22 protein-coding genes are annotated in these 24,896 nt (G+C 60.3%); 15 read left to right on the top strand and 7 right to left on the bottom strand.

What is annotated here, in order from left to right:
• Positions 1-48: 48 nt before the first annotated feature.
• The gene (locus ACM6IT_RS16670) at positions 49-2,379 is read right to left on the bottom strand and encodes an acylase (protein WP_414918370.1); all 2,331 of its coding nucleotides are present in this window, start codon (positions 2,377-2,379) and stop codon (positions 49-51) included.
• Between the two features lie 249 nt (positions 2,380-2,628).
• On the opposite strand from ACM6IT_RS16670, the gene ACM6IT_RS16665 reads away from it, so the two are divergent.
• The gene (locus ACM6IT_RS16665; protein ID WP_056724565.1) at positions 2,629-3,000 is read left to right on the top strand and encodes a hypothetical protein; all 372 of its coding nucleotides are present in this window, start codon (positions 2,629-2,631) and stop codon (positions 2,998-3,000) included.
• Positions 3,001-3,008: 8 nt separating this feature from the next.
• Here ACM6IT_RS16665 and ACM6IT_RS16660 read toward each other — a convergent pair whose 3' ends face one another.
• Together ACM6IT_RS16660 and ACM6IT_RS16655 are read right to left on the bottom strand one after the other, a co-directional pair.
• Complete coding sequence (locus ACM6IT_RS16660) at positions 3,009-3,197, bottom strand: hypothetical protein (RefSeq protein ID WP_056724563.1); 189 nt, start codon at positions 3,195-3,197, stop codon at positions 3,009-3,011.
• A 254-nt stretch (positions 3,198-3,451) separates the two neighbouring features.
• A complete protein-coding gene (locus tag ACM6IT_RS16655) occupies positions 3,452-4,378 on the bottom strand; it encodes a LysR family transcriptional regulator (RefSeq protein ID WP_056724560.1) in 927 nt (308 codons plus the stop codon).
• 117 nt (positions 4,379-4,495) lie between these two features.
• Between ACM6IT_RS16655 and ACM6IT_RS16650 the strand changes: the two genes are divergently transcribed.
• Positions 4,496-5,491, top strand: coding sequence for an aldo/keto reductase (locus ACM6IT_RS16650; RefSeq protein ID WP_223540928.1), 996 nt, complete (start codon positions 4,496-4,498; stop codon positions 5,489-5,491).
• Positions 5,492-5,538: 47 nt separating this feature from the next.
• On the opposite strand, the gene ACM6IT_RS16645 is transcribed toward ACM6IT_RS16650, so the two are convergent.
• Positions 5,539-6,069: a hypothetical protein gene (locus tag ACM6IT_RS16645; RefSeq protein WP_223540927.1), complete on the bottom strand. Its 531-nt coding sequence runs from the start codon at positions 6,067-6,069 to the stop codon at positions 5,539-5,541.
• 383 nt (positions 6,070-6,452) lie between these two features.
• Between ACM6IT_RS16645 and ACM6IT_RS16640 the strand changes: the two genes are divergently transcribed.
• From ACM6IT_RS16640 to ACM6IT_RS16615, 6 genes are all read left to right on the top strand, one after another.
• Positions 6,453-6,899: a DUF411 domain-containing protein gene (locus ACM6IT_RS16640; protein ID WP_056724558.1), complete on the top strand. Its 447-nt coding sequence runs from the start codon at positions 6,453-6,455 to the stop codon at positions 6,897-6,899.
• Positions 6,899-7,333, top strand: coding sequence for a YqaA family protein (locus ACM6IT_RS16635; protein ID WP_056724556.1), 435 nt, complete (start codon positions 6,899-6,901; stop codon positions 7,331-7,333). Before ACM6IT_RS16640 ends, ACM6IT_RS16635 begins: the two co-directional genes overlap by 1 nt.
• An 85-nt stretch (positions 7,334-7,418) precedes the next feature.
• Positions 7,419-8,444 carry an alpha/beta fold hydrolase gene (locus tag ACM6IT_RS16630; protein ID WP_414914394.1) on the top strand — a complete coding sequence of 342 codons (1,026 nt, stop codon included), beginning with the start codon at positions 7,419-7,421 and terminating at the stop codon, positions 8,442-8,444.
• Between the two features lie 122 nt (positions 8,445-8,566).
• Positions 8,567-9,109 (top strand): tetratricopeptide repeat protein, encoded by a 543-nt coding sequence (locus ACM6IT_RS16625; RefSeq protein WP_414918369.1) that lies wholly within the window; start codon positions 8,567-8,569, stop codon positions 9,107-9,109.
• A gap of 66 nt (positions 9,110-9,175) precedes the next feature.
• Positions 9,176-9,658, top strand: coding sequence for an RNA polymerase sigma factor (locus ACM6IT_RS16620; RefSeq protein WP_409079063.1), 483 nt, complete (start codon positions 9,176-9,178; stop codon positions 9,656-9,658).
• Positions 9,658-10,419, top strand: a complete 762-nt coding sequence (locus ACM6IT_RS16615; RefSeq protein WP_223540923.1) for an anti-sigma factor family protein — start codon at positions 9,658-9,660, stop codon at positions 10,417-10,419. Before ACM6IT_RS16620 ends, ACM6IT_RS16615 begins: the two co-directional genes overlap by 1 nt.
• Before the next feature lie 47 nt (positions 10,420-10,466).
• Here the strand turns inward: ACM6IT_RS16615 and ACM6IT_RS16610 are convergent, their stop codons facing one another.
• On the bottom strand, positions 10,467-11,768 hold the full coding sequence (locus tag ACM6IT_RS16610; protein ID WP_414914391.1) for an ATP-binding protein: 1,302 nt from the start codon (positions 11,766-11,768) through the stop codon (positions 10,467-10,469).
• Between the two features lie 4 nt (positions 11,769-11,772).
• Positions 11,773-12,474, bottom strand: a complete 702-nt coding sequence (locus ACM6IT_RS16605; RefSeq protein WP_007985461.1) for a response regulator transcription factor — start codon at positions 12,472-12,474, stop codon at positions 11,773-11,775.
• A gap of 293 nt (positions 12,475-12,767) precedes the next feature.
• On the opposite strand from ACM6IT_RS16605, the gene ACM6IT_RS16600 reads away from it, so the two are divergent.
• The 7 genes from ACM6IT_RS16600 (at position 12,768) to ACM6IT_RS16570 (ending at position 21,155) form a co-directional block, all read left to right on the top strand.
• On the top strand, positions 12,768-13,925 hold the full coding sequence (locus ACM6IT_RS16600) for an efflux RND transporter periplasmic adaptor subunit (RefSeq protein WP_414918368.1): 1,158 nt from the start codon (positions 12,768-12,770) through the stop codon (positions 13,923-13,925).
• Between the two features lie 15 nt (positions 13,926-13,940).
• Positions 13,941-17,039, top strand: a complete 3,099-nt coding sequence (locus tag ACM6IT_RS16595; protein ID WP_414918367.1) for a multidrug efflux RND transporter permease subunit — start codon at positions 13,941-13,943, stop codon at positions 17,037-17,039.
• 183 nt (positions 17,040-17,222) lie between these two features.
• The gene (locus ACM6IT_RS16590) at positions 17,223-17,864 is read left to right on the top strand and encodes a DUF1345 domain-containing protein (RefSeq protein WP_223540921.1); all 642 of its coding nucleotides are present in this window, start codon (positions 17,223-17,225) and stop codon (positions 17,862-17,864) included.
• Between the two features lie 76 nt (positions 17,865-17,940).
• On the top strand, positions 17,941-18,780 hold the full coding sequence (locus ACM6IT_RS16585) for an AraC family ligand binding domain-containing protein (RefSeq protein WP_414914389.1): 840 nt from the start codon (positions 17,941-17,943) through the stop codon (positions 18,778-18,780).
• 52 nt (positions 18,781-18,832) lie between these two features.
• Complete coding sequence (locus ACM6IT_RS16580; RefSeq protein ID WP_414918366.1) at positions 18,833-19,447, top strand: LysE family translocator; 615 nt, start codon at positions 18,833-18,835, stop codon at positions 19,445-19,447.
• Between the two features lie 624 nt (positions 19,448-20,071).
• Positions 20,072-20,356 (top strand): helix-turn-helix transcriptional regulator, encoded by a 285-nt coding sequence (locus ACM6IT_RS16575; protein WP_414918365.1) that lies wholly within the window; start codon positions 20,072-20,074, stop codon positions 20,354-20,356.
• A gap of 52 nt (positions 20,357-20,408) precedes the next feature.
• Positions 20,409-21,155, top strand: a complete 747-nt coding sequence (locus ACM6IT_RS16570; protein WP_414918364.1) for a response regulator — start codon at positions 20,409-20,411, stop codon at positions 21,153-21,155.
• A 125-nt stretch (positions 21,156-21,280) separates the two neighbouring features.
• On the opposite strand, the gene ACM6IT_RS16565 is transcribed toward ACM6IT_RS16570, so the two are convergent.
• Positions 21,281-24,896 (bottom strand): RHS repeat domain-containing protein (locus tag ACM6IT_RS16565; protein WP_414918363.1); only part of this gene is annotated, 3,616 nt, incomplete at its 5' end.

Raw genomic sequence — 24,896 nt, 5'->3', positions numbered from 1 at the left:
ACCCCTTGCGGGGTGCGGCCTTCAGTGTTCATGCAGAACTTCTGTTCCTTACTGCGCGGCCACCTTCGCATCCTGCCGACGGATCGTCTGCACCTGATAGTCCGGATCGGACAGGATCTGTTGCTCGGTGAAAGGCAGCACGCTCCATTGCTTTCTCGAAAAGGCCTGCGTCTGGTCCCGTGAATATTTCGACGCCGGGTCGCTGGACAACGAGAACGCCAGCAGCCCTTTGGCCTGCGGTCCGTTTTCGTCGAAGGTCACCACCTGCAGGTAACTCGTACCGCTGACCACCTCACGCTTGCCATCGCTGCGCGGCACGCTCTGGATGGCGTTGTAGACCCCCAGTGCACCCGGTCCGCCGTGGATTGGCGTCTGTTGCCCGCCGCTGCTGACCACCTGGATATCGCCCCAACGGCTGTCGGGTTTCAGGCCTGCCGCCTTGACCTGATCGACAGATGCCCGCATCGCGTCGCGCAGTGCCTGTGCAACTGGTGGCCGTTCAACCGCCAAGCCGCGCGGGGTATGTTGTGGATCCTGCGGATCGAATGCCACGCGCCATAGGTCCGGCACTGGCTCCAATGCCGCCATGACATTCTGGAAGTGCACAAAGCCCAGGCCGCTGCCCAGGTTGGCCTTGCGGTCCCAGGCCTTGAGGCTGGCGCACAGTGGCGCGAGGGTTTTGGCATCGGCACCGAGATCCGCCACGCAGAATTGCAGCAGGTCCGCCATCACCTGATCCGCCTGATAAACCTGATCGTCCATGACCATGCGTTGCAAGTCCGCTGCCCCGACCTTGCCGGCCTTGGCCAGCGCGCTCAAACGATCGAGGGCAAAGCGTGAACGCAGCCCCAATGGCTGGCTGTCCTGGCTGATCAACGGCGAATAGCCGGTCAGCGGTTGCGCCGGGTTGGCCAACCATGCCGAGTCGTTGGAGTGCTGGACAAAATCCTTGCGCAGCAATTGCGGTAACTTGTCCGCTGCATAGATGCCCTGCTGTGGCGCCTGCGGGTCGATGTCCCAGGCACAGGCGCCGTTGGAGCCGTCGAGAGTGATCATTTGCAAGCCAACGCGCGGATCGCTGCACTGCGCCAGCTTGTCGACGCTGACGTTGGGCACCACCGAGAGGTTCATGTACAGCGTCTGCCCCTGATCGTCCGCCGCCAGGGTGTTGACCCACGGAATGCCCTGGATCTTGTGCACCGAGGCCTGGAAATCCTTGAGGCTTTCAGCGCGATTCATTGCGTACCACTGCTGCAGAACGCGGTCGTTGTCCAGATTGGCGTCACGCAGGCTGTAGGCGTACTGGTGGTCCCAATCCAGTTTTCCCGGCCATTGCACCACCGGACCGAATTTCGAGCTGTAGACCTCGTGGGGAATCGCCCGGACCTGCCCATCCGCCTGCCTGATGTTGACGGTCACGGTCTGCTTGTCCATCGGCAAGGACTGGCCGTCGAGCAGGTAACGGGTCGAATCCTTGGGGTCCAGTTGCAGGCGATACAGCGTGAAATGCCGGGAAGAATCCACGGTGTGGGTCCAGGCCAGATGTTGATTGAAACCGATGTTGATCACCGGCAGACCGGGTAACGCCGCGCCCATCACGTCCAGTTTGCCGGGTATGGTCAGGTGCATCTGGTAAAAGCGCATGCCGCCCACCCACGGAAAGTGCGGATTGGCCAGCAACATGCCGCGTCCGTTGAAGGAGCGCTCGCTGCCGACCGCGACGGCATTGCTGCCCCGCTCCAGAGCGAAGCGCTGCATCCGCGTGGCGGCCACCTGGAACGCTGCCTGTGCACTCGACGCCTGGGCCACTGCGTTGGGTGGCGTGGCACCGGCCAGGGCTTCGGCAAACTGGCCGACGCCACCTTCGACCAACAGGCGCCGGGTCAGCTTGACCAGATCCGAGGGGGTGATCTCGCGCACCCAATCGCCCTGACACTGCAGCGGTAAACCCTGGGCCCGACGCTCGCTCAAGGAGCGGTTGTACCCCGCCACATAGCCTTCGACCAGTTCACGCACTTCGGGGGTTTGGGCCTGCCAGAAACCGGCGACAGCTTGCGGAGTGTTCAGCCAGGTGAAAAACACATCGCTGACCAGGTTCTCCTGATCCGGCCCGAAGTACCGCGAACGTTCGCCGTTGACGGTCGTGATTTCGTTGGCCAGCAGGCACAGGTTGTCCTGGGCGTAGGCATAGCCGATGCCGTAGCCGAGCCCGCGCTCGTTGTCGGCGCGGATGTGCGGCACGCCGAAACCGGTTCGGCGGATATCCGCGCTCGTTTGCGCGGGCGTAGCGCTCGCGCTTGCCGCAAGGCTCAACCCCAGGCTCAACCCCAGAGCCACACCCGCCAGGCTCAACCTGGTTAACTGGCTGGAAATAATCACGCTCGCTCCTGATCGAAAAAACGATGGCCACGGTTGCGCATATCCACGCACGCCGTGCCTCCCTGTAGGGACGAAGCTCACCACAAAAATTTAGGGATTTACTGTGCAACGACCCATGGTCTGACAGGTTGATCACGCGATGGCGACAAAATTTCTACATTCGAACCTTCATGATTCGGGCTGCTCATACGTCTAGTCCTGTAAGAGCGCCCATTTTTTTCTTGATCAGGCTCTGAAAGGAGTTTTGCAATGTACAACTCGCAACTGCCAACGGACGGTAGCAACGCGCCAAAGGGTACTTCCATGGGAGTCGGCGTATTCGAGCCGCGTACCGATCGTCACGGCAACGAGCGGATCCGGATCCTGCTCAAAAGCTTTGGCCTTCGAACCAGCCTGATCCGCCTGAAAGTCATCGACGCCCTGCTGACGGCCGCCGAAAACGACCGCAGCCTTGGCGTGCGCGGCGTGCACAGCCAATTGCTGGACCTGGATATTCCCCTGTCCTTTCTCAGCGTGCGTGAAGTGCTAAAGCGCTTGTGCAGCGAAGGCGTGATTGTCCTCAACCCCGACAAAAGCTACAGCCTGCATCCCCAGGCTGCCGCCATTTTGCGCAACCGATGATCGACTGATCAGGGCTTGACCTTGCGGCGCATCACGCCATTGATGACCACCACGACCACCGCCACGCCAATGGCGATGTACTGGAACAGTTTTTCGCTGATGACGCCGGTATTCTGCAACCAGGAAAGGCCAAACATGATCCCCAGTACCACCAGGGAGATCAGAATCGAGTATTTCAAACGTTGCGACTGAGTCATTGCGGGTTCCTGAATCTGAAATTGTATCCGGTTTGTATCGACATGCATGCCAAGCGCTTACCCGGTTTCGGGGATAAGCCGCTACAAGCGGGGTCCCATGTTACAGCCGATGAAGAGTTTTAGCTTCATTGCGGCGATAACCATGAGGGCTTTCAAATGTTGCGTCGAATCACACTGCTGATTCCCCTGCTTGCCATCCTGACCCTATGACAACCATGGCGGACCAGGTTACTACCAGCATCGTTAACCACTACTCAATGCCCTGAATCCTTGCGGTAAAAGTCATTGCCCGGCTGGGCACACAGTTCCACCAGCCAATCGACAAACACACGCACCCGCCGGGACAACTGGCGGTGCGGCGGATAAAGCGCCGTCATCGGCATGCCCGGTGGCGGCACTTCCCTCAGTACTTCACACAAACGCCCCTCCTGCAGTTGCCGCGCCACGTGATAGTACGGCGTCTGCACCAGGCCATATCCGGCCTCGCACGCAGCCAGATAGCCATCGGCACTGTTGACCGCCACCTGCTTGGGCAGGTCGACCGACCGCACCTGGCCATCCACGACAAACTCCAGTCCATAGCGTTTGCCACTGTTACTGGAGACGTACTCGACCATCCGGTGCCCGCGCAGGTCATCCAGCGTATGGGGCGCTGCGTGCCGCTGCAGATAGTCGGGGCTGGCACAGGTTACCTGATCCAAGACCACCAGGGGCCGCGCCACCAGCGAGTCGTCCAGCGGCGAACCACCGCGCAGCACACAATCGACACCTTCGCGTATCAGGTCCACAGGGCGGTCATTCAGGCCGATTTCCAGCTCGATCAACGGATAGCGGGCGGTGAACTGCGGCAGTGCCGGAATCACAATCAGGCGCCCCACGCCCGCCGGCATATCCACCCGTAACAAGCCCTTGGGATTGTGGCGTGCGGCACTGAACACCGCTTCGGTCTCTTCCAGGTCTGCCAGCAAGCGCACGCAACGCGGGTAATAAGCCGCGCCATCGAGCGTCAGGCTGATCTGCCGCGTGGTGCGTTGCAGCAGTTGCACCCCAAGATGCGCCTCCAGTTGTTTGATCAGGATGGTGACCGAGGCCCGGGGCAATTGCAGGCTGTCGGCGGCCTTGGCAAAGCCACCCAACTCGACGATCCGGGTAAAAACGCGCATGGCGTTGAAACGGTCCATTGCTGGCTCCACCGGCTGATTATTTAGATTTTACGAATAGTGATAGCCGTTTTAGCCGGTTTATCTTGTTTCTGTCGAGGCGAACAATGGCGATTCACTTCACAGGGAGCTGATTTCATGCACACACGTCAATTGGGAAAAAACGGTCCGCAGGTATCGGCCATCGGCCTGGGCTGCATGGGCATGACCGACTTCTACACCACCGGCACGGACACCCGCGAAGCAACGGCCACCTTGCATCGCGCGCTGGAACTGGGGGTCAACCTGCTCGATACCGCCGACATGTACGGTCCGCACACCAATGAAGAACTGATCGGCAAGGCCATCGCCGGCAAGCGTGACCAGGTGTTCCTGGCCAGCAAGTTCGGGATCGTCCGCGACCCGGCCAACCCCACTGCCCGGGGCGTCAACGGCCGGCCGGAATACATTCGCCAGTCCATCGATGGCAGCTTGAAGCGCCTGGGCGTGGACACCCTCGATCTGTATTACCAACACCGAATCGACCCGCAGGTGGCCATCGAAGAAACCGTCGGTGCCATGGCCGAACTGGTCAGTGCCGGCAAGGTGCGTTACCTGGGATTGAGCGAGGCCTCGGCGGCGACCCTGGAACGAGCGCACAAGGTTCACCCGATCAGTGCGTTGCAAAGTGAGTATTCGTTGTGGAGCCGTGATCAGGAAGAAAACGCTTGCCTGGCAACCTGCCAGCGCCTGGGCGTCGCCTTTGTGCCTTATAGCCCGTTGGGCCGAGGGTTTCTGACCGGCGCATTAAAAAGCCCGGATGATTTCGCGGCCGACGATTATCGTCGTTTCAGCCCGCGCTTCCAGGGCGAAAACTTCGCGAAAAACCTGCTGCTGGTGCAACAGGTACAAGCGCTGGCGGCAGAAAAAGGCGTGACGGCGGGCCAACTGGCGCTGGCGTGGGTGCTGGCCCAGGGTGACTACCTGATTCCGATTCCGGGTACCAAGCAACGTAAATACCTGGAAGAAAACGTGGCCGCACTGGAGGTGACGCTGAGTGGCGAAGAACTGCACGCGCTGGAAGCGATCTTTGCGGCCAATGCCACCGCAGGCCTGCGTTATCCGGAAGAAGTCATGAAACTGCTCGACCGCTAAGGGTTGCCGGCCCGTTCGATGAACCGGGCGGGCCGTGCAACATGGCGTCAGGCCTCGTCCGAGAGAACTCTGCCTGGCCTCACCATGGGGCCGTTGTTCTTGCCGTAGGTTTCCAGGTTTTGCAGCACATAGATCGCTTTTTTGAACTCGGGAACCAGGTAGTTGGCGTACTTGTTACCCTTCAAATTATTGTTCTGAATGTTCTCCAGTTGCGTGGCGAAATATTCCAGCGCATTGAACTTGGCGTCAGGGTCCTTGATGCCAAACCGGTCGAACTTGTCACCGGCATTGCTCAGTGTGACCGCTGTTACATCGCTGATCAGGCCACGCTCTTTCAGCATGACACTGAGAGCACCCATGGACTTGACAGAAATATCAGTGGGGTCAAAACCCTTCATCTGTTTGCGCAATTTCATCTTGTCCATCTTGACTGTATCCAGCTCAACCGGATTGTTGCCCACCAGGTCAAGCATCTGCCTGACCTTGACGCTCTGGGGAACAGGCTTTGATCTGCTGGCGGCATCTCGAACCAATAGACCCGCTTTCGCGGTCCAGTTGCCGGTATATCCGATCGTCATTGAAAACTCCTTGTTTGACCAAGTTAGGTGGCCAGAAGTATCGGCCGAAGCACTGAGGCAACCAAACTTTAATTCAGAGCCTTAACAATTCTCATACAATTAAGATACATACTGTAAAACTTCTTGTTTATTTGAACTTATCGCCCTGACGAATGTTCTTTCAGACTTTTCTTACATATCGGCTAGTTGGATTTCATCAGCACCGATACTTACCCTCGAATCTCAATCTGACAATTTTGTAATGTGCCCCTCATCTGCCTGACAGCATTGACCTACCATCATCGAACGGCAGATCTTTGTAGTAATTGGAAACACTCCTTGAATGCCTGACCGGATAAAATGGTCAGAATGCGTTTTTTTGCCCGTTACCCGAGACGAATCCCATGCGAAACCCTCTGCGCCTGATCGCCCTGAGCGCCCTGTTGATGTCTTCACTGGCCCAGGCCGCCGACCTCATTCCAATCGAGGTTCACCGCGACGCCAATTGTGGTTGCTGCAAAAAATGGATCACCCACCTGGAGGCCAATGGCTTCAAGGTCGAAGACCACGTCGAAACCAATATGAGCGAGTTCAAGCAACAGCACGGCGTGCCGCCGCGCCTGGCGTCGTGCCACACCGCGTTGATCAACGGCAAATTCGTTGAAGGTCATGTCCCGGCCGACCAGGTCCTGGCCTTGAGCAAGCGCGACGATCTGCTGGGCGTCGCGGCCCCCGGCATGCCCATGGGCTCGCCCGGCATGGAAATGGATGGCATGAGCGATGCCTATCAGGTCATTGGCCTGAAAAAAGACGGCACTGACGTGGTGGTTGCGGACTACCCCGCCCATTGATGTCGGGCGCGTACCTCGGGCTGTTTTTCGCGGCATTCGGTGCCGCCACGCTGCTGCCGTTGCAATCCGAAGCGGTGCTGGTCGGCCTGCTGCTCAGCGATCGGTACTGGCCCTGGGCACTGCTGGCGGTGGCAACGTTCGGCAACGTTCTGGGCTCGCTGCTTAACTGGTGGCTGGGGCGCGGGATCGAGCGGTTCCGTGACCGACGCTGGTTTCCGGTGAGCCCCCGGCACCTGGAGAAAGCCCGGCTTCATTACCAACGCTACGGCCATTGGTCATTGCTGCTCAGTTGGCTGCCGGTGATCGGAGATCCGCTGACGCTGGTCGCCGGGGTCATGCGCGAGCCGCTGGGGCGTTTCCTGTTGATCGTCACCCTGGCCAAGGGTGCCCGCTACGGCGTGCTGGCCATGGCGACTTTGGGCTGGATGGGTTGAACCATCAAGGGCGGCGGTTGCCTGTGTTTAATGCCGCCCTAATCGAATCGATCCAGCATCGGCGGATTTACCATGGAGCCCTTTCATGTCACGCCCCTTCTCCTGCTGGTTGCCCAGCCTTTTACTGACCGCCGCCCTGCCCGTCATCGCCCACGCCGAAGGACCGGGATACGGTCCCGAGCTGCAAGGTTTCGACTATCCCTACACGCTCAAGCACTTCGCCTTTGAATCCCAGGGCCAATCCCTGCAAATGGGTTACATGGATGTCTCCGCCCACGGCAAGGCCAATGGTCGCAGCGTGGTGCTGATGCACGGCAAGAATTTCTGCGGCGCCACCTGGGGCAGTTCGATCAAAGCCCTCAGCGACGCTGGCTACCGGGTCATCGCCCCGGACCAGATCGGCTTCTGCACCTCCAGCAAACCGGCGCACTATCAGTACAGCTTCCAGCAACTGGCGACGAACACCCAGCAATTGCTCAAGGCCCTGGGCATCCAGCAAGCCACCCTGCTGGGGCATTCCACCGGCGGCATGCTCGCCACTCGCTATGCCTTGCAATACCCCGAACAGGTCGAGCAACTGGCGCTGGTCAACCCCATCGGCCTGGAAGACTGGAAAGCCCTCGGCGTGCCCTATCGCACGGTGGATCAATGGTACGAGCGCGAACTCAAGCTCAGCGCCGAGGGTATCCGCAACTACGAACGCACCACCTATTACGGCGGCCGCTGGAAGCCGGAATTCGATCGCTGGGTCGACATGCTCGCCGGCCTGAACAAAGGCCCGGGGCATACCCAAGTCGCGTGGAACTCGGCGCTGATCTACGACATGATCTTCACCCAACCGGTGTACTACGAATTCCACAATCTGAAGATGCCGACCCTGCTGTTGATCGGTACGTCCGACACCACCGCCATCGGCAGTGACATCGCCCCGCCCGAAGTCAAGGCGAAGATCGGGCACTACGACGTCCTCGGCAAACAAGTGGCCAAGATGATTCCCCGGTCCACGCTGGTCGAGTTCCCTGGCATGGGCCACGCGCCACAGATGGAAGAACCGGCACAATTCCACCAGGCCCTGCTCGCCTGGCTGAACAAGACCAACCCCGTGCGTTGAAGAGGAAAGGCTCCCACAACGAATAATTGTTCATGCTGCGGTGTTCTCATCACATCAACCTTGCACTGCGCCTGGCCAGGCGCGATCTGATCCGAACCCCGTAAACCTGTGGAGCAATGCCCATGAATATTCGCTTTGCTGTTCTGATGCCCCCTCTGTTGCTGGCCATTGGGTTGTCCGGCTCCCTCGCCCTGGCCAACGGCGGTGGCGGCGACGACGACGCACCCATCAGGCCCAACTGCCCCAAAGGCCAGGTGTTCGATAGCAAATCCAAGCGTTGCGTGCGGCAGACCAGCAGCCTGGTACCGGACGAAGACCGCACCAACTATGCCTATCGACTGGCCAAGGACGGGCGTTATGAAGAAGCCCTGGCCCTGCTCGACACACTGAAACAGCCAAATACCGCAAAAGCGTTGAACTATCGCGGCTACGCCACGCGTAAACTGGGACGTACCGACGAAGGCATCGGCTATTACCTGCAATCGGTAAAACTCGACCCGCAGTACGCGCAAGTCCGCGAGTATCTCGGTGAGGCCTATGTGATCAAAGGCCGGCTGGATCTTGCCCAGGAGCAACTGCGACAGATCGAATCCATCTGTGGCAGCACTCAATGCGAGGAGTATCAGGACCTGGCCGAAGCCATCAACGGCTCATCGAAAACCTGACAACCCGAGCGGACGGAGGTCGCCATCGCCAGCGATCAGGCAATACGAACGGAACTGAACCGGCATCTGGCGCGTTTATGGCGTTACGGCCTGCTGTTGTCCCGGCAACGGCATGTGGCCGATGACCTGGTGCAAGCCACCTGCGTGCGGGCGCTGGAACGGGCCGGTCAATACGTGCCGGGAACGCGCATGGACCGGTGGCTGCTGAGCATTCTGCATTCGATCTGGCTCAACGAAGTCCGTGCCCGGCGGGTGCGCCAGGGTCAGGGCCAGGTAGACGCCGATCAGGCTTTGTCGTTCGATGGTGAATCCGTGGCCCAGACCCATGTGTTGGCGGCACAGGTCATCCGCCGCGTCGATGCGTTGCCCGAGGCCCAGCGCGAAACGGTGTTTCTCGCCTATGTCGAAGGCTTGTCCTACCGCGAAGTCGCCGAGGTGCTGCAAGTGCCCATTGGCACGGTCATGAGCCGCCTGGCCACCGCTCGGGCGAAACTGGCCGAATACCCACCGTTGCACACGGTGCCCACCCCTAACCGAGGAGAACATTGATGAACACGATACCCTCGGACGAACAACTGGTGGCTTACCTCGATAACCAACTCGATACCGAGCAGCGCGCGCGCATCGACGCGGCCATCAATGCCGACCCGATGCTCGGCCTGCGCCTGCAATGGCTGGATCGCAGCAGCCTGCCGTTCAAGGACGCCTATGATGAACTGGCCCGACAGGCGCCGGTGGATCGCCTGCAAGCCATGCTCGCCACGCTGCCCTCACCCGCCCGCCCCGGGCTCAGTCGACGCTGGTTCCTGGCCGCCGCGGCCGGGCTGTTGGCCGGCGGTGTATTGGCGGACCGTTTGTTCCTCGGCTGGCAAGCGAGCCGGCAGACACATAACTGGCGCGGCCTGGTGGCCGATTACATGGCGCTCTACGTACCGGAAACCCTGGATCACTTGCCCGGCGATGAAGCCGCGCAACGGGCACAACTGCGCACCATCGATGCGCGCCTGGGCCTCAACCTCGCGCCGGCAAAACTGAGCCTGCCCCGTGCCGAGTTCAAGCGCGCACAGATCCTCGAGTACGACGGTGCGCCCATCGCCCAGATCACCTACCTCGATCCGGCGCACGGCCCCATGGCCCTGTGCGTCACCCGCTCCAACAGCGGCAGCCGCCATTTCGCCCGGGAACAGCGACGCGAACTGAACATCGTGTATTGGGCCGATATGGAACACGCCTGGATGCTGATCGGGCATCAGCCGATGGCGGACCTGGAGGAGATGGCGAAGACGTTGCGCGAGCGCCTGAGTACCTGAGAAACCCCGGTTCAACGCAGGCGCTGCGCCAGCGCCTGCCAAGCGCGTCAGGCCGACGCCGGCAACCACAAGCGAAACCGCGCTCCGCCCAGGGGCGAGGCTTCCACCGTCAGCGTCCCGCCCTGGGCTTCCAGTGCGCGGCGGCTGATCGCCAGTCCAAGGCCGAACCCCCCCGTGGCGCGGTCGCGGCTGCGGTCGAGACGGTAGAAGGGTTCGAAGATCCGCTCGCGCTCGTCATCCGGAATGCCGATGCCGTCATCGTCGACCCAGATTTCACAACCGCCGGCATAGGCCTGCACACCGATCTGAATACGCTTCTCGCAATAGCGCATGGCATTGCGCAGCAGGTTTTGCAAGGCACGGGCAGTCAGGCGCGGGTCCAGGCTGAAGCGTTCGAACTGGCCGTGGAGCAGCACGTCGATGACGATTTCCGGGGATTGCTGTTCTTCGTCGACGCTGCCGAGAATGCTGTCGATGAATTCATCCAGCGAGACTTCGACCTGCTCCGGTAGCCGCGCCGGGTTTTGCAGGCGGCTGTAGGACAGCAGCTCCAGCACCAATTCATCGAGTTCTCGAATATGCGCCACCAGGCTTTGCAGGCGCTCGCGACTGGCCGCCGGCAAGTCGTCGGACAGCGCCAGCGCCAGGCCGAAATCCAGGCGCGTCAGCGGCGTGCGCAATTCGTGAGACACCGCATTGAGCAAGTCCCGCTGTTGGTTGAGCAAGTTCTCGATGTCGCCGGCCATGGTGTCGAACACACTGGCCAGGCTGCCGATGTTGGAACTCGGGGAGATTTGCGTGCGCTCGCCCAAGTGGCCCTTGCCAAAGCGTTCGGCGGCGCCTTTGAGGCGTTCCAGGTCACGCCAGTGCGGGCGCAGCCACAGTAACAGGCACGCGAGCATGGTCGCGCCGATCAGGACGTTGATGCTCCAGTACAACAGGTTGACGTCCAGCGGGTCCGGTGGCACGACCATTTGCACCACGGTGCGCTCATTGAGCGGCGCGACCGCCAGCGTGCGCCAGCCCCAGTCGCCCACGCGCACGATGTTCTCGCCGCGGCGCAAGCGCTGCTGTTCATCAGGGGTCAGGCTGCCGTCGTCATTGCCGCTGAGCACGATGTGCAGAGGAGAGAAGTCCTTGTCCATTTCAGCGGCCAGGGCCGGCCACTGTTCGGCCGGGACCCCGTGGAACTGTTTGACGATCAGCGTTTGCAGCCCACGGGAATAATCGAGGTTGTAGGTGACAAAGCGCTCCTGGAACACCTTGACCACCAGGTCCGGCACCAGATAGATCGCCGCGCTGAACGAGACGATAGTCACCAGGTACAAACGAAAGAGGATTCTGAACATCGACTCAGCATTCCCACTCGGAACGGCTGAACAGGTAGCCCTTGCCCCACACGGTCTTGATCTTGCGCGCCTCGCCGGCGTGGTCGTCGAACTTGCGTCGCAGCTTGGAAATCGCCACGTCCACCGAACGGTCGGTGCCGTTGAATTCGATACCGCGCAGGCGTTGCAGGATCTGGTCGCGGCTCAACACTTCGCCGGCGTGCCGGGCCAGCACCACCAGCAGGTTGTACTCGCCGCTGGACAGTTCCACCAACTGCTCGCGCCAGGTCACGGTGCGCTCGGACAAGTCGATGCACAGGTTGCCCATCAGAATGCGGTCGTTGGCGGTCTGCGGTTCGCTGAGGCTGCTGCGGCGCAGCAAGGTCCGCACCCGGGCCAGCAGCACCCGCGGCTCGCAAGGTTTGGTGACGTAGTCGTCGGCCCCCATTTCCAGGCCCAGGACCTGGTCGTGACTATCGTCGCGGGCGGTGAGCATCAGGATCGGCAAGGTCGCCGAATCGGCGCGCAGCAGGCGACAGACTTGCAAGCCGTCGAGGCCGGGCAGCATCAGGTCGAGGATCACCAGGTCCGGCGGATTGAGCCGCGCACGTTCGCGCACATGGTCACCGCGACCGATCACGCTGACGGAATAACCGTTGCGTTCCAGGTAGCTGGCAATCAGTTCGGCGAGGGCGGTGTCGTCTTCGACCAGGAGGATGTTGGGCATGGGGTGTTTCCAGAAAGTGCTGTGGCGCCAGATACGCCGCCATCGCGAGCAAGCTCGCTCCCACAGTGGCCGGTGGTGTTCACAACATTTGTGTTCACATCAAATCCCTGTGGGAGCGAGCTTGCTCGCGATAGCAATCTATCAGGCGCAATAGAAATCAAGGACTGAAGGATATACGCCCTCACTCGTCCCTGAGTAAAACCCTTACACAATTTCACACAGCACCAACAAAGCTTCACCGCTACCCTCGCCTTCGCCCAGTAGGATGCTGGGTGTCTTTATTGGGGTATTACATGTCGAAAAATCTGCTTGCCAGGCTCAGCCTGATTGCACTGGCGTTGACACTGGCCGCGTGTGACAAGTCCTCGAATGCCGAGGAACAGGCGCCGCTGGCCACGGTTCGCGTCGAAACCATCGAGGCGCGGCCACTGACCATCAGCAGTGAACTGAGCGGACGGATTGCCGCGCCGCGCATGGCCGAAGTGCGTGCCCGCGTGGCTGGCGTGGTCTTGCAGCGCACCTTCCATGAAGGCAGCGACGTGAAACAGGGCGATGTGTTGTTCCGCATCGACCCGGCGCCGTTCAAGGCCGACCTGGACAGCGCCGAAGCCGTACTGCGCAAGGCCGAGGCCAATGCGTTCCAGGCCCGGTTGCAGGAACAACGCTACGCCCAGTTGATCGATGACAAGGCCATCAGCGGTCAGGAGTATGACAACGCACGCGCCAACGCACGGCAGACCGCCGCCGAAGTCGCCGCCAGTAAAGCCGCTGTGGAGCGGGCGAAACTGAACCTCGGCTACGCCACCGTCACCGCGCCTATCTCCGGGCGTATCGGCCGTGCATTGGTCACCGAAGGCGCGCTGGTCGGGCAGAACGAAACCACGCCGCTGGCGCTGATCCAGCAACTGAACCCGATTCATGCCGACCTGACCCAGTCCACCCGCGAACTCAACGAACTGCGCCGCGCCTTCCGTTCCGGCCAGTTGCAGCAGGTCGGCCAGGACCAGGCCAAGGTCACGTTGATTCAGGATGACGGCAGCCTCTATCCGCTGCCAGGCAAACTGCTGTTCAGCGACATCACCGTCGACCCGGGCACCGGCCAGATCATCCTGCGCAGCGAGTTCCCCAACCCCGACCTCGACTTGCTGCCCGGCAGTTTCGTGCGCGTACGCCTGGAACAAGCGGTCAACCAGCAAGGCATCAGCGTGCCGCAACGGGCCATCCAGCGCGACAGCGCCGGCATCGCCCAGGTGCTGCTGCTCGACGCCGAACAGCGGGTCGGGCAGCAACCGGTCGAACTGGGCACCGTGCAGAACGATCGCTGGATCGTCACCGGCGGCCTGAAGGCAGGCGACCGCATCGTCATCGAGGGCCTGCAGCACGCCCGCCCCGGCGAGAAAGTGCAGATCGACGACACCCCTCTTCCCCTTGCCCAGGCGACTGGTCAGTAAGCAGGACGCTTCTTTATGCCGCAGTTCTTTATCGACCGCCCGGTGTTCGCCTGGGTGGTTGCCCTGTTCATCCTGCTGGCCGGTGCGCTGGCCATTCCGCAACTGCCGGTGGCGCAATACCCGGATGTTGCGCCGCCACAAATCGAAATCTACGCCGTGTACCCGGGCGCTTCGGCGCAAACCGTGGACGAGAGCGTGGTCAGCCTGATCGAGGAAGAGCTCAACGGCGCCGATCACCTGTTGTATTTCGAATCCCAGAGCAGCCTGGGCAGCGCCACCATCAAGGCCACCTTCCAGCCGGGCACCAACCCGGAACTGGCCCAGGTGGATGTGCAGAATCGCCTCAAAGCCGTGGAGTCACGGCTGCCGCAAGCGGTGATCCAGCAGGGTTTGCAGGTGGAGAAAGTCTCCTCCGGCTTCCTGCTGTTGATCACCCTGACGTCCAGCGACGGCAAGCTCGACGACGTGGCGCTCAGCGATTACCTGGCGCGCAACGTGATGAACGAGGTCAAGCGTCTGGATGGCGTCGGCAAGGCTCAGCTGTACGGCGCCGAGCGAGCGATGCGGATCTGGATCGACCCGCGGAAACTGCTCGCCTTCAACCTGACGCCGGCAGACGTCAACACCGCCATCGTCGCGCAAAACGCCCAGGTGTCGGCGGGCAGCATCGGGGACCTGCCGACCCGCACCACCCAGGAAATCACCGCGACCATTCTGGTCAAGGGGCAGTTGTCGACCCCCGAAGAGTTTGCCGACATCGTCCTCAAGGCCAACCCGGACGGCTCGACCGTGCGCATCAGCGATGTGGCGCGGGTCGAGATCGGCAGCCAGGAATACCAGTTTTCCACGCGCCTGAACGGCAAGCCGTCCACTGCCGTTGCCGTGCAGCTGTCGCCCGGCGCCAACGCACTGAACACCGCGACCCTGGTGCGGGCGAAGATGGATGAACTCAAGCGCTACTTCCCGGCGAACGTCGAGTATTCGATCCCGTACGACACCTCGCCTTTCGTCAAGGTCTCGATCACCAAGGTGGTCTACACCCTCCTTGAGGCGATGTTGCTGGTGTTCGCGGTGATGTTCCTGTTCCTGCAGAACATCCGCTACACGCTGATTCCGACCCTGGTGGTGCCAGTGGCGTTGATGGGCACCTTTGCGACGATGCTGGCGCTCGGGTTTTCGATCAACGTGCTGACCATGTTCGGCATGGTGCTGGCCATCGGCATTCTGGTGGACGACGCCATCGTGGTGGTGGAGAACGTCGAGCGGATCATGGCCACCGAAGGCCTTTCGCCCAAGGAAGCCACGCGCAAGGCCATGCAACAGATCACCGGGGCCATCATCGGCATCACCCTGGTGCTGGTCGCGGTATTCATTCCGATGGCGTTCATGCAGGGCTCGGTCGGGGTGATCTACCAGCAGTTCTCACTGTCGATGGCCACCTCGATCCTGTTCTCGGCCTTCCTCGCCCTGACCTTGACCCCGGCCCTGTGCGCGACGTTGCTCAAGCCGATTGCCAAAGGCGAGCACCATGAAAAGACCGGGTTCTTCGGCTGGTTCAACCGTCGCTTCGAGCAACTGACCGATCGTTACCAGGGCTGGGTGGCCTACGCGTTGAAACGTACCGGGCGCTACTTGCTGATCTACGGCGTGCTGTTGATCGGTCTGGGCCTGGCCTTCAGTCGCCTGCCCTCCTCGTTCCTGCCGGTGGAAGACCAGGGTTACACCATCACCGACATCCAGTTGCCGCCGGGTGCGAGCAAGAACCGCACGGTGCAGGTGGCCGAGCAGGTTGAAGCGCACAACGCTGGCGAGCCAGGCATTCGCGACAGCGTGGTGATTCTCGGCTTCAGCTTCTCCGGCAGCGGGCAGAATGCGGCGCTGGCGTTCAGCACGCTCAAGGACTGGTCCGAGCGCGGCAGTGAAGACTCGGCGGCGTCGATTGCCGACCGGGCCAACGTTGCCCTCAGCCAGATCAAGGACGCGGTGACCTTTGCCGTACTGCCGCCGCCCGTGGATGGCCTGGGTACGTCCAGCGGATTCGAGTTCCGCCTGCAGGATCGTGGTGGTCTCGGCCATGAGAAGTTGATGGAAGCCCGCACCGAGTTACTCGCGGCGGCGCAAAAAAGCCCGATCCTGATGAACGTGCGCGAAAGCGCCCTGGCCGAGGCACCGCAGGTGCAACTGGTGGTCGACCGCAAGCAGGCCAACGCGCTGGGGGTGTCCTTCGCCGACGTCGGCAACGTGCTGTCCACGGCCGTGGGCTCGGCCTACATCAACGACTTCCCCAATCAGGGGCGGATGCAGCGCGTGGTGGTGCAGGCCGAGGGCGACCAGCGCAGCCAGGTGGAAGACCTGCTGAAGATCCACGTGCGCAACACCCACGAAAAAATGGTGCCCCTGTCGGCCTTCGTCCAGGCCAAGTGGACCCAGGGCCCGGCGCAGTTGACCCGCTACAACGGCTATCCGGCGATCAGTATTTCCGGTGAACCGACCCCGGGCCACAGCACCGGCGAGGCCATGGCCGAGATCGAGCGGCTGGTGGCACAGGGCCCGGCGGGCCTGGGCCAGGAATGGACCGGGTTGTCGTTGCAGGAACGGTTGTCCGGCAGCCAGGCGCCGATCCTGCTGGGGCTGTCGCTGTTGATCGTGTTCCTGTGCCTGGCGGCGTTGTACGAGAGCTGGTCGATCCCGACCTCGGTGCTGCTGGTGGTGCCGCTGGGCGTGCTCGGTGCGGTGCTGGCGGTGACCTTGCGCGGGATGCCCAACGACGTGTTCTTCAAGGTCGGGTTGATCACCATCATCGGCCTGTCGGCGAAGAACGCGATCCTGATCATCGAATTCGCCAAGAGCCTGTACGACGAAGGCCATGACCTGATCGACGCCACCCTGCAAGCGGCACGCCTGCGGTTGCGGCCGATTGTCATGACCTCCCTGGCGTTCATCCTAGGCGTGGTGCCGCTGGCGATCGCGACCGGCGCCAGCTCGGCGAGCCAGCAGGCCATCGGCACCGGGGTGATTGGCGGGATGATCACGGCGACTCTGGCCGTGGTGTTCGTGCCGGTGTTTTTTGTGGTGGTAATGAAGCTGGTGCGCAAGCGCCATAAAAACACCTGATCAACACCACTGTCCCAATGTGGGAGCGGGCTTGCTCGCGAAGAGGCCGTCACATTCAACATCCGTGTTGATTGACCGTGCGCCTTCGCGAGCAAGCCCGCTCCCACAAGGGGATCTCGGTGACTTCAAGATCGGGGTCAACTGGGCTAAGGTGATTGCACAGCCCCAACCCCTCGAGCCTCCATGATTTTCCTCGCACGCACCCACCCTCGCCTGTCCGCCGCCATCCTGCTGGGCATCGCGGCGGGCTTTCTGGCTCCGGCCGATTCGCCGATCAGCAAGATCCTCATCGGCTGGAATGCCGGCGTCTGGATCTATCTGTCGCTGATGCTTTGGCTCACCGTGCGTTCGAAAGCGCCTGACGTGAAACGCATCGCCGAAATCGAAGACGAAAACGCCGGGCTGGTGCTGGCGCTCGTATGCATTGCGGCGCTGGCCAGCCTGGCGACCATCACCTTCGAACTGGCCGGCAGCAAAGACCTGGAAACCACGCGCAAGCTTTTGCATTACGGCTTCACCGCCCTGACCGTCATCGGCTCATGGCTGCTGATCGGGGTCATCTTCAGCCTGCATTACGCCCGGCTGTATTACATCTGGGACGGCAAGGAGCCGGCGCTGCGTTTTGCCGAAGGTCTGACGACCCCCAACTACTGGGACTTCCTGTACTTCTCGTTCACCATCGGCGTGGCGGTGCAAACCTCGGATGTCGGCGTGGCCACGCGGGGCATGCGCAAGATCGTGCTGGCGCAGTCGTTGATCGGTTTTCTGTTCAATACCGCCATTCTCGGGTTCTCGATCAACATCGCCGCCGGCCTGTTCGGTTGATGACTGCACAAACGTTCTAGGCATGGCCCTCGGTCAAGGCGTTAAATAGCCCGGCAAACCGTTTCGCAGGTGCCCCATGAGCGCTCACAACTGGATCGACCTGGCCCAGGATGCCGACACCGGCATCGAGACCCTGCGCGCGCATTTCGAAGGCCATGCCTATGACCCGCACTGGCATGACAGCTATCTGGTGGGCGTCACCGAGCAAGGGGTGCAGCAATTCAATTGCCGACGGGCCAGGCACCAGAGCACGCCGGGCAAGGTGTTTCTGCTGGAGCCCGGTGACATCCATGATGGCGACGCGCCAACCGCCGACGGCTTCACCTACCGCATGCTGTACCTCGACCCGCAGTGGTTGCAGCGCGAACTCAGCGCCGTGTTTGATCATGCCCCCGACAACAGCCAGCTGAGCTTCGCCGCCACCCTGGCCAGCGATGCGCGCCTGGCCCAGGCCACCAGCCTGGCGTTTGAGACCCTGCATCGCGGTGAACTGAAGATCGTCCGCCAGACCGCCCTCGACGGTTTGCTCGAACGCCTGACCAGCCACTTGCAATGGCGCGCCCGCGATGGCCAGGACCCGCGTTTGCCACAGGTGGCGCAGAAGGCCCGGGAATACCTGCATGCCAACGCGCAATACGACATCGGCCTCGATCAACTGGCCGCCGTCACCGGCGTCGACCGCTTCCGCCTGACCCGCGCGTTCAAGGCGGCCTATGGCATGGCGCCCCACGCCTATCTGGTGCAATTGCGCCTGGCCACGGCGCGGCGGATGCTGGCCCGTGGCGAACAACCGGCTGCGGTGGCGATGGCGCTGGGCTTTTCCGATCAGAGCCATCTGGGCCGCTGGTTCATGCGCGCCTACGGCCTGACGCCGGCGTTGTACCGCAAGCGCTGCTCAAATCTTCCAGACAGGTAATACCGGCGATGGTGAAGATCAACGTACTGATCTTCACCGGAGTCTGCCTGCGATGCTTTCCTCTTTCCCGACCTTGTTGCCCTTCTTGCTGTTTGCCTTTGTCGCCTCGATTACACCGGGCCCGACCAACATTCTGGTGCTGAGCAACAGCGCCCGATTCGGTCTGGCCGCTGCGGTTCCGATCATCCTTGGCGCTTGTGCCAGTGCTGCGATGCTTGTGCTTTTGGTGGGTACGGGTGCCGGTTCTTCACTGACTCAATGGCCCCTGCTGCAAACGCTCATGCAGTGGGCTGGCGTGGCATGGCTGAGTTATCTGGCCTGGCAAATCTATCGCGCCCCTGCCATTGCCATTGCCACTGCCACTGCGCAGGCCGAGCAGCGCCTTGGTTTACTGGGCGCGGCCAGCCTGCAATGGATCAACCCGAAAACCTGGATGATGGCGCTGGCGGTGGTCAGTGTGTTCGCCGGGGTGGGCGAAGACCGGTTTGTGCATGTGCTGTACCTGTCCCTGGCGTTTTTCCTGGTCTCGCTGCCCTGTCTCGGGGTTTGGGCATTGCTCGGCGCGGGCTCCAGCCGTTGGTTGCGCTCACCCCGCGCGATGCAACGGTTCAATCGCGGCATGGGCTTGTTGCTGCTGGGTTCGGCCTGGTTGAGCGCCTTGGCGTGATCTGGGAAGCCAGGCCTCGCACTAGGGTTTCGGCAAGACCTGGACATACACCCAATCCGACACAACGTCTGCTGCAAAACGACTGCACACGGCGATGTTGAGTGGAAATCCGGGGATCAGGTTGAACAAGGTGTGTTCTGGTTGGGTAACGTCGGTTGATATCAACAGCACGCTTTCTGCTACTGGCAACCCGAAGCCGTTGCAGATCACCGGCAGCAACCTGCCAGGCGTTCAATTCGACGGACGGGCATTACACCGCACGCGGGATCGGACTTTGCCCATCCGCTTTTTTTGCCCGTGTTTTTTTCGGCACACCCGCTGGTGTCCACGACAAAAAGGCCGGCCCAATCAAAAAGTTACCACAAGGTACGTAGGCTTCGTCAGGACGGCGACGTCTCCTACAAATCAGGATGCATTAGCCGACAGTCTTTTCGCCAATTCTTAACTAAAGTCGGCCACCTGTAATTTCTGACAGGTTCCATGAGGGTTTTATCGCGCTATAAGGGTGTCGTGCCTACAGTCCTTATCGGTGTCTGTAGGACGGCCGCGCGAACCACACCTTCATGCAGTAGGAGGATTCCGCCGCGCCCACGCCGTCAATGATGATGAATGGGAGATTCAATTATGTATCGCACCAATTCCGTGTCAGTTCGATCATCGCCAACTGCTGTCAACTTCGTGCCCCGGGAGAGCAAGCCAGCGCAAGCGATCAAACTCACCACCCGGGAAAAGGAAATCCTGCAGTGGAGCGCCGCCGGCAAGTCGTCCTGGGAGATCGGCCAGATCGTCAGTTGTACCGAGGCCGGTGTGAATTATCACTTTTGCAATATTCGCCGAAAATTCGGTGTAAGGTCACGCTGGATCGCCATGGCCATGGCGCTGGAACAGGGCTTGATTCATATGCCTTGAACCGGTGTCTCCACAGGGGGCCGCGTGCCGTCGCCCTCTGTTGAGACATTTCATGAACCCGCATCAAACGCCTCATTGCTCAACGCCTTCAACCCCCAGCGACAGTGCCTGTGACGATACGCCCGTATCGTACGGGCACCGCCCCGGCAGCCCGCTACGCATCATCCTCGCGGACGATCATCCGGTGGTGCTGGCGGGAGCCGAACTCGCCCTGTCCACACCAACGCCACCAACGCTCTCGATCGTGGCCAAAGCCCATAACGCCAAAGAACTGATCGGGCTTTTGCAGCACACCCCCTGCGACCTGCTGATCAGCGACTACTCGATGCCCTACGCAGGCTTGCCCGATGGACTGGCCTTGATGGGTTACCTCAAACGCCACTTCGGCCATATCCCGATGATCGTGATGACCACGCTGCGTAACCCTTCATTGTTGCAAGCGCTGCTCAACACTGGCGTTGGTGGTTTGTTCGACAAGCGCAGCCCCTTGAGCGAACTGAAGCGGGCGGTGCAAACGGTGGTTAAAGGGCGTCTGTACGTGTGTCCAGCCTTTGCCGCCCTACTGGAATCCCACGCCTTGCCCGCCAGTGGCACACGCCAGCCACTGGCCAGCCTTTCCGAGCGCGAACTGGAGGTGGTGCGGTTGTTTGTCCAGGGACTCTCCGGCCGGCAGATTGCCGCGCAGTTGAACCGCAGCGAAAAAACCATCAGCCGCCAAAAAAGAACCGCCATGGACAAGTTGGGACTTGAGCATGACGGTGGGTTGGTTGAGTTTGCGCGGGTGAGTGGGTTGGGGTGATGGCTTGTTATCAACCAGCCTGAAAACTCGCCATGGTTAATATGTAATAGCTGGTAAAAACTGGATGGCTGTTAGCATTTTCGACGCCATCCAGTTTGGTCGGACAGATAAATACGCGCTGGCGCTTATCCCTTATAGCTAGGCGCTTGATGAACTCGCTTTTTAGAGCTTGGTTTAACTCCGGCAGGCGCTCGCTGATTATCTCGATACAGCCAGTCTTGTTGCAGCTGACGATACCCTTGATTGCCTTGATTCCGGATCGCGGCAACTTGTTTGTCGTACCCGAACGCTGTATTTTTTAAATTAATTGACGACTCTTTGGTAATGCCAAGTTTTCCGACATGGTCTCGAGTATAATTATACAACGCCTTAGTATCTTTCACCTCAATGTCCGCGTGCGCAAGCACTTTATTACTAAGAGTTTGAAAGCTATTCGGACCATATTTTTCGTTATAGAGTTTTACATCATCTGACTCTCCCAACCACTTGTGGATCTTACTTGCAACTTTATCTCTCTGCTGTTCACGAAGCTTGACCACCTTACCCAACCGTTCCACATCTTTGCTGCTGAGCGGGCGAACCGATGCTGCACGATCTTTAGAGTTTTTCAACAAAGCTGTTGGCACACCTTTGTTCAAAGCCTGCGTAGTAGTAGGTCTAAACATCCGAAGAAAACTGCCAAATACTGAATGCCCATCCGGATCCGCACTCAAAACCGGCTCCCCCTCACAATACGCATACGCATTGACCCCACCCTCCCCAAACGGACTGAGACTGTCCGGGCTATGAAACTTCATTAGCCGCGGGTTGTAGGCGCGGTACCCATTACCGAGTAGCTGCCAACCCGTTTGCGGCTCGCTGAATTCACCGCTGTAACCCAAACCCGCGCTCACCGGCTGTTGCGCACTGGGGTGACCATAAGGCGTAAACGCAACGTGATTGGCGCTGCCGCTGGCGACCTCACTCAGTAACGTGTTTTTCTGATCACCAACCAGCATCAACGACTTTGGGCCCGCACCTGCCTGGTGCTCGGCGAGCACAACGCCATCGCCGCGCATGAAGCTCGTGCTATTGCCACCCTGTTTAAGACTGGTCAGTTCGCCGCCCTGATAAAAACGCTGCTGCTCCCCGTTGCCATTGTCGACCCCGGACAAGGTGTCCAACGGATCGTAGCGATAGCCGCTCGACGTTTCGCCCGGCAAGGCACTGACACTGATCAAGCGGCTCAGCGCATCGTATTCCAGCACTCGACCTTGTTCATCACGAATCAAATTGCCCATCTCGTCATATTCAAGTTCGATGACAGCGGGATACCCGTCATCCGAGGCCGTATTGGTCACTTTTGACAGTTGGGTCGGGTCGACGCCTGTGTAGCTATAAACGGCGATGTTGGTACTACTGGTGTCATCGGGGCCCTGATACGTTGTGGTTACACGAGTCAGGTTATCCATGGCGTCGAACCTGAACAGCTGGCTGATAATGGTTTTTCCGTATGGATCCACTGGCCGCTGGCTGCCCCCGCACTGATAAAGCACCAGACGGCCGCGCGGATCATATTCATAGGTTTCATCCCGCAGCGGTGTCGAGCCTTCGCACAGAGTTCTGCGCACCAACAGGTCGACAACGTTATAGACCTGCGTCAGTTGTTGCTCGATGCCGTTGAGATCAAAGGTCCGTTTTGTCTCGCGCCCCAATCCATCGTGCTCCAGGCTGATGGCCACGTGTTGCCCACTGGCGCTGTCCTGAGTAGAGATCGTGCTCGGTTGCCCCAGGCTGTCATACGTAAAGGTTGAAGAGGTGGTGCCCAGTCGGGTCTCTTCCAGGCGCCCTGCCACGTCATAGGTATAGGACTGGGTCTGCTCAAGTACGTCGGTGTAGTTCAGCAGCAGGCCCTGGCGACTGTAGTCATAGTGCATGGTGTCGACATTGTCGTTCTGAACCCTTGACTCGCTTTTTACCTCACCGGTGGTGAAGTATTGGCGCTTCAACTCCAGCCCTTCTTCCTTGCAACTGACCAGCTGGGCATTTTTACCGTCGCGCTTGTATTCAGCCGGCTCTTTATCAGGCAGGCGGCGTACGCTGGGCTCCTCGCCCAGTTGCGGTTGATAGTCATACGTAATTACCTGGTCACTGGCGGTGATGATCGTCGCCGGACGGGTTTGCCCCGGTTTATAGGTAAAGAGTTGCCGACGCCCCCCTGTGACCGACTCGCTCATGCGATCCAGGCCATCGAACGCTTGCTCGCCAAGTACAACACCGTCAACGCTGATTTGCGTCGGCAAATCTTCGGAACTGTGTTCGGCGTAGTGGCGGCGTACAACAGCGCCGCCGGGCAATAAATTGGTGATCAAGCGGTCAAACGCATCGTACTCGTATTGCGTGGTGGTATCGCGGGCATCGGTCTCCTCGACGGTGCGTCCCAGTCCGTCATAGCCATATTGGTGTTTGCCGACCAGCGTTTCGTCAGTCTCGAACCGCTCGACACGATCCGGCTTTTCGAACAGATTCAGGTACGTCAGCGTCTTGCCGCTTACCTTGTCTGCTCCCTCGCGCCAACTGCTCTGGATCGGCCCTCTCCACTGAGTGCTACCCAACGGGTTGGTGTGTTCATGGTCCGTCACGCCGTCCGGCCCCGTGACACTGCACTGCATGCCCCACGCGTCATATTCAAGCTTGCTGGTCAGGGCGATCTGTTCTGCACCCCTCCAGTCGTATTGAGTTTCCTCGATCATGTTCTCGAACAAGTCATAACGTGCCGCCCATGTCTGCCGATACTCCTCGGCGCGCAGCGGATTATCCGCATCCTGGCGTTCTTCGTACACTGGACGGTTGAGCCCGTCGACAAGGCTGCGAGTCTTGACGCCTTTGACATCGGTAACCACCTGACTGGCCTGCTGTCCATCCAGGGATGTCAGGAAGTACTCGTAGTGGCGCGTGGCTTCGAATTCCGGTTCACCCGGGGCGACGGTTTCACTGACTACCCGAATCAGTGAGTCGTAGGTGTAGCGAATTCGCACTTCATTGTCATCTCGGCTCAGCAATGGCTGACCGTGTAGCAATGAGTCTTCACTGATGTTGGTTTTTCGGACTTCCATTCTGCCGGGTACATCATCAAAGCCTCTGAAGGTTTCAGTGGTTTGCAGCACGGTTTCCCCAGCCAGCGCGCTTGTCAGCCTTTCGTACTCGTAGGAAGTCGTGCTGGTCTTGCCATTGAGAGTGGTTTGCTGGGTGTGCGGGCGGCCGTGCAGGAACTCATCGCCGGGCAGGTCGTAATAGCTGCGCCGGGTCTCTTGCAGGAGCGTTTCGTTGCTGCCGTCGATGTGCGCCAGGGTCTCGCTCTTGATCGCCAGCCAGTCTTGCAGGCCGCTGCTGGCCAACGGCTTGTGTCCGCCGTAGCGCAAGCGCGTGCGCAGTGTCGGGGCACCCGCCGCGCCGCTGGGCGAAGGCGTCACCACGGTGTCTTTGAGGTTGCGCACAAAACGGTCTGGCGGGCAATCGTCCCCGTCCTCGCCCTCGCCCTCCCTGGGGTAGTAGGTGTAGGTGGTCTTGATGCCGTTGGGCTCGACCTGCTCGGTCTGGTTGCCATGCACGTCGTAGGCGCTCAGGGCGACTTCGGCGCGGTACTTTGTAGCGTCGTTGTCCATTTCCCAACTGGTGGTGACTTTCTTGGGTAATTGGAATTGCGCGACCTGTTGCTCGAACGGGATGTCCTGAGCGTAGTACTCGGTCTTGATCCGTTTT

Origin of the sequence: Pseudomonas sp. IT-P4, assembly GCF_949767755.1 — a bacterium.
In the GTDB taxonomy this organism is placed as follows: Bacteria; Pseudomonadota; Gammaproteobacteria; order Pseudomonadales; family Pseudomonadaceae; genus Aquipseudomonas; species Aquipseudomonas monachiensis.
This window is presented reverse-complemented; position numbering and strand designations above follow the sequence as displayed.

Bases quoted from the DNA above. Each gene is read 5' to 3' on its own strand.
- ACM6IT_RS16665 (WP_056724565.1), top strand. From the start codon at position 2,629: ATGTACAACTCGCAACTGCCAACGGACGGTAGCAACGCGCCAAAGGGT.
- ACM6IT_RS16660 (WP_056724563.1), bottom strand. From the start codon at position 3,197: ATGACTCAGTCGCAACGTTTGAAATACTCGATTCTGATCTCCCTGGTG.
- ACM6IT_RS16655 (WP_056724560.1), bottom strand. From the start codon at position 4,378: ATGGACCGTTTCAACGCCATGCGCGTTTTTACCCGGATCGTCGAGTTG.
- ACM6IT_RS16650 (WP_223540928.1), top strand. From the start codon at position 4,496: ATGCACACACGTCAATTGGGAAAAAACGGTCCGCAGGTATCGGCCATC.
- ACM6IT_RS16645 (WP_223540927.1), bottom strand. From the start codon at position 6,069: ATGACGATCGGATATACCGGCAACTGGACCGCGAAAGCGGGTCTATTG.
- ACM6IT_RS16640 (WP_056724558.1), top strand. From the start codon at position 6,453: ATGCGAAACCCTCTGCGCCTGATCGCCCTGAGCGCCCTGTTGATGTCT.
- ACM6IT_RS16635 (WP_056724556.1), top strand. From the start codon at position 6,899: ATGTCGGGCGCGTACCTCGGGCTGTTTTTCGCGGCATTCGGTGCCGCC.
- ACM6IT_RS16630 (WP_414914394.1), top strand. From the start codon at position 7,419: ATGTCACGCCCCTTCTCCTGCTGGTTGCCCAGCCTTTTACTGACCGCC.
- ACM6IT_RS16625 (WP_414918369.1), top strand. From the start codon at position 8,567: ATGAATATTCGCTTTGCTGTTCTGATGCCCCCTCTGTTGCTGGCCATT.
- ACM6IT_RS16615 (WP_223540923.1), top strand. From the start codon at position 9,658: ATGAACACGATACCCTCGGACGAACAACTGGTGGCTTACCTCGATAAC.
- ACM6IT_RS16610 (WP_414914391.1), bottom strand. From the start codon at position 11,768: ATGTTCAGAATCCTCTTTCGTTTGTACCTGGTGACTATCGTCTCGTTC.
- ACM6IT_RS16605 (WP_007985461.1), bottom strand. From the start codon at position 12,474: ATGCCCAACATCCTCCTGGTCGAAGACGACACCGCCCTCGCCGAACTG.
- ACM6IT_RS16600 (WP_414918368.1), top strand. From the start codon at position 12,768: ATGTCGAAAAATCTGCTTGCCAGGCTCAGCCTGATTGCACTGGCGTTG.
- ACM6IT_RS16595 (WP_414918367.1), top strand. From the start codon at position 13,941: ATGCCGCAGTTCTTTATCGACCGCCCGGTGTTCGCCTGGGTGGTTGCC.
- ACM6IT_RS16590 (WP_223540921.1), top strand. From the start codon at position 17,223: ATGATTTTCCTCGCACGCACCCACCCTCGCCTGTCCGCCGCCATCCTG.
- ACM6IT_RS16585 (WP_414914389.1), top strand. From the start codon at position 17,941: ATGAGCGCTCACAACTGGATCGACCTGGCCCAGGATGCCGACACCGGC.
- ACM6IT_RS16580 (WP_414918366.1), top strand. From the start codon at position 18,833: ATGCTTTCCTCTTTCCCGACCTTGTTGCCCTTCTTGCTGTTTGCCTTT.
- ACM6IT_RS16575 (WP_414918365.1), top strand. From the start codon at position 20,072: ATGTATCGCACCAATTCCGTGTCAGTTCGATCATCGCCAACTGCTGTC.
- ACM6IT_RS16570 (WP_414918364.1), top strand. From the start codon at position 20,409: ATGAACCCGCATCAAACGCCTCATTGCTCAACGCCTTCAACCCCCAGC.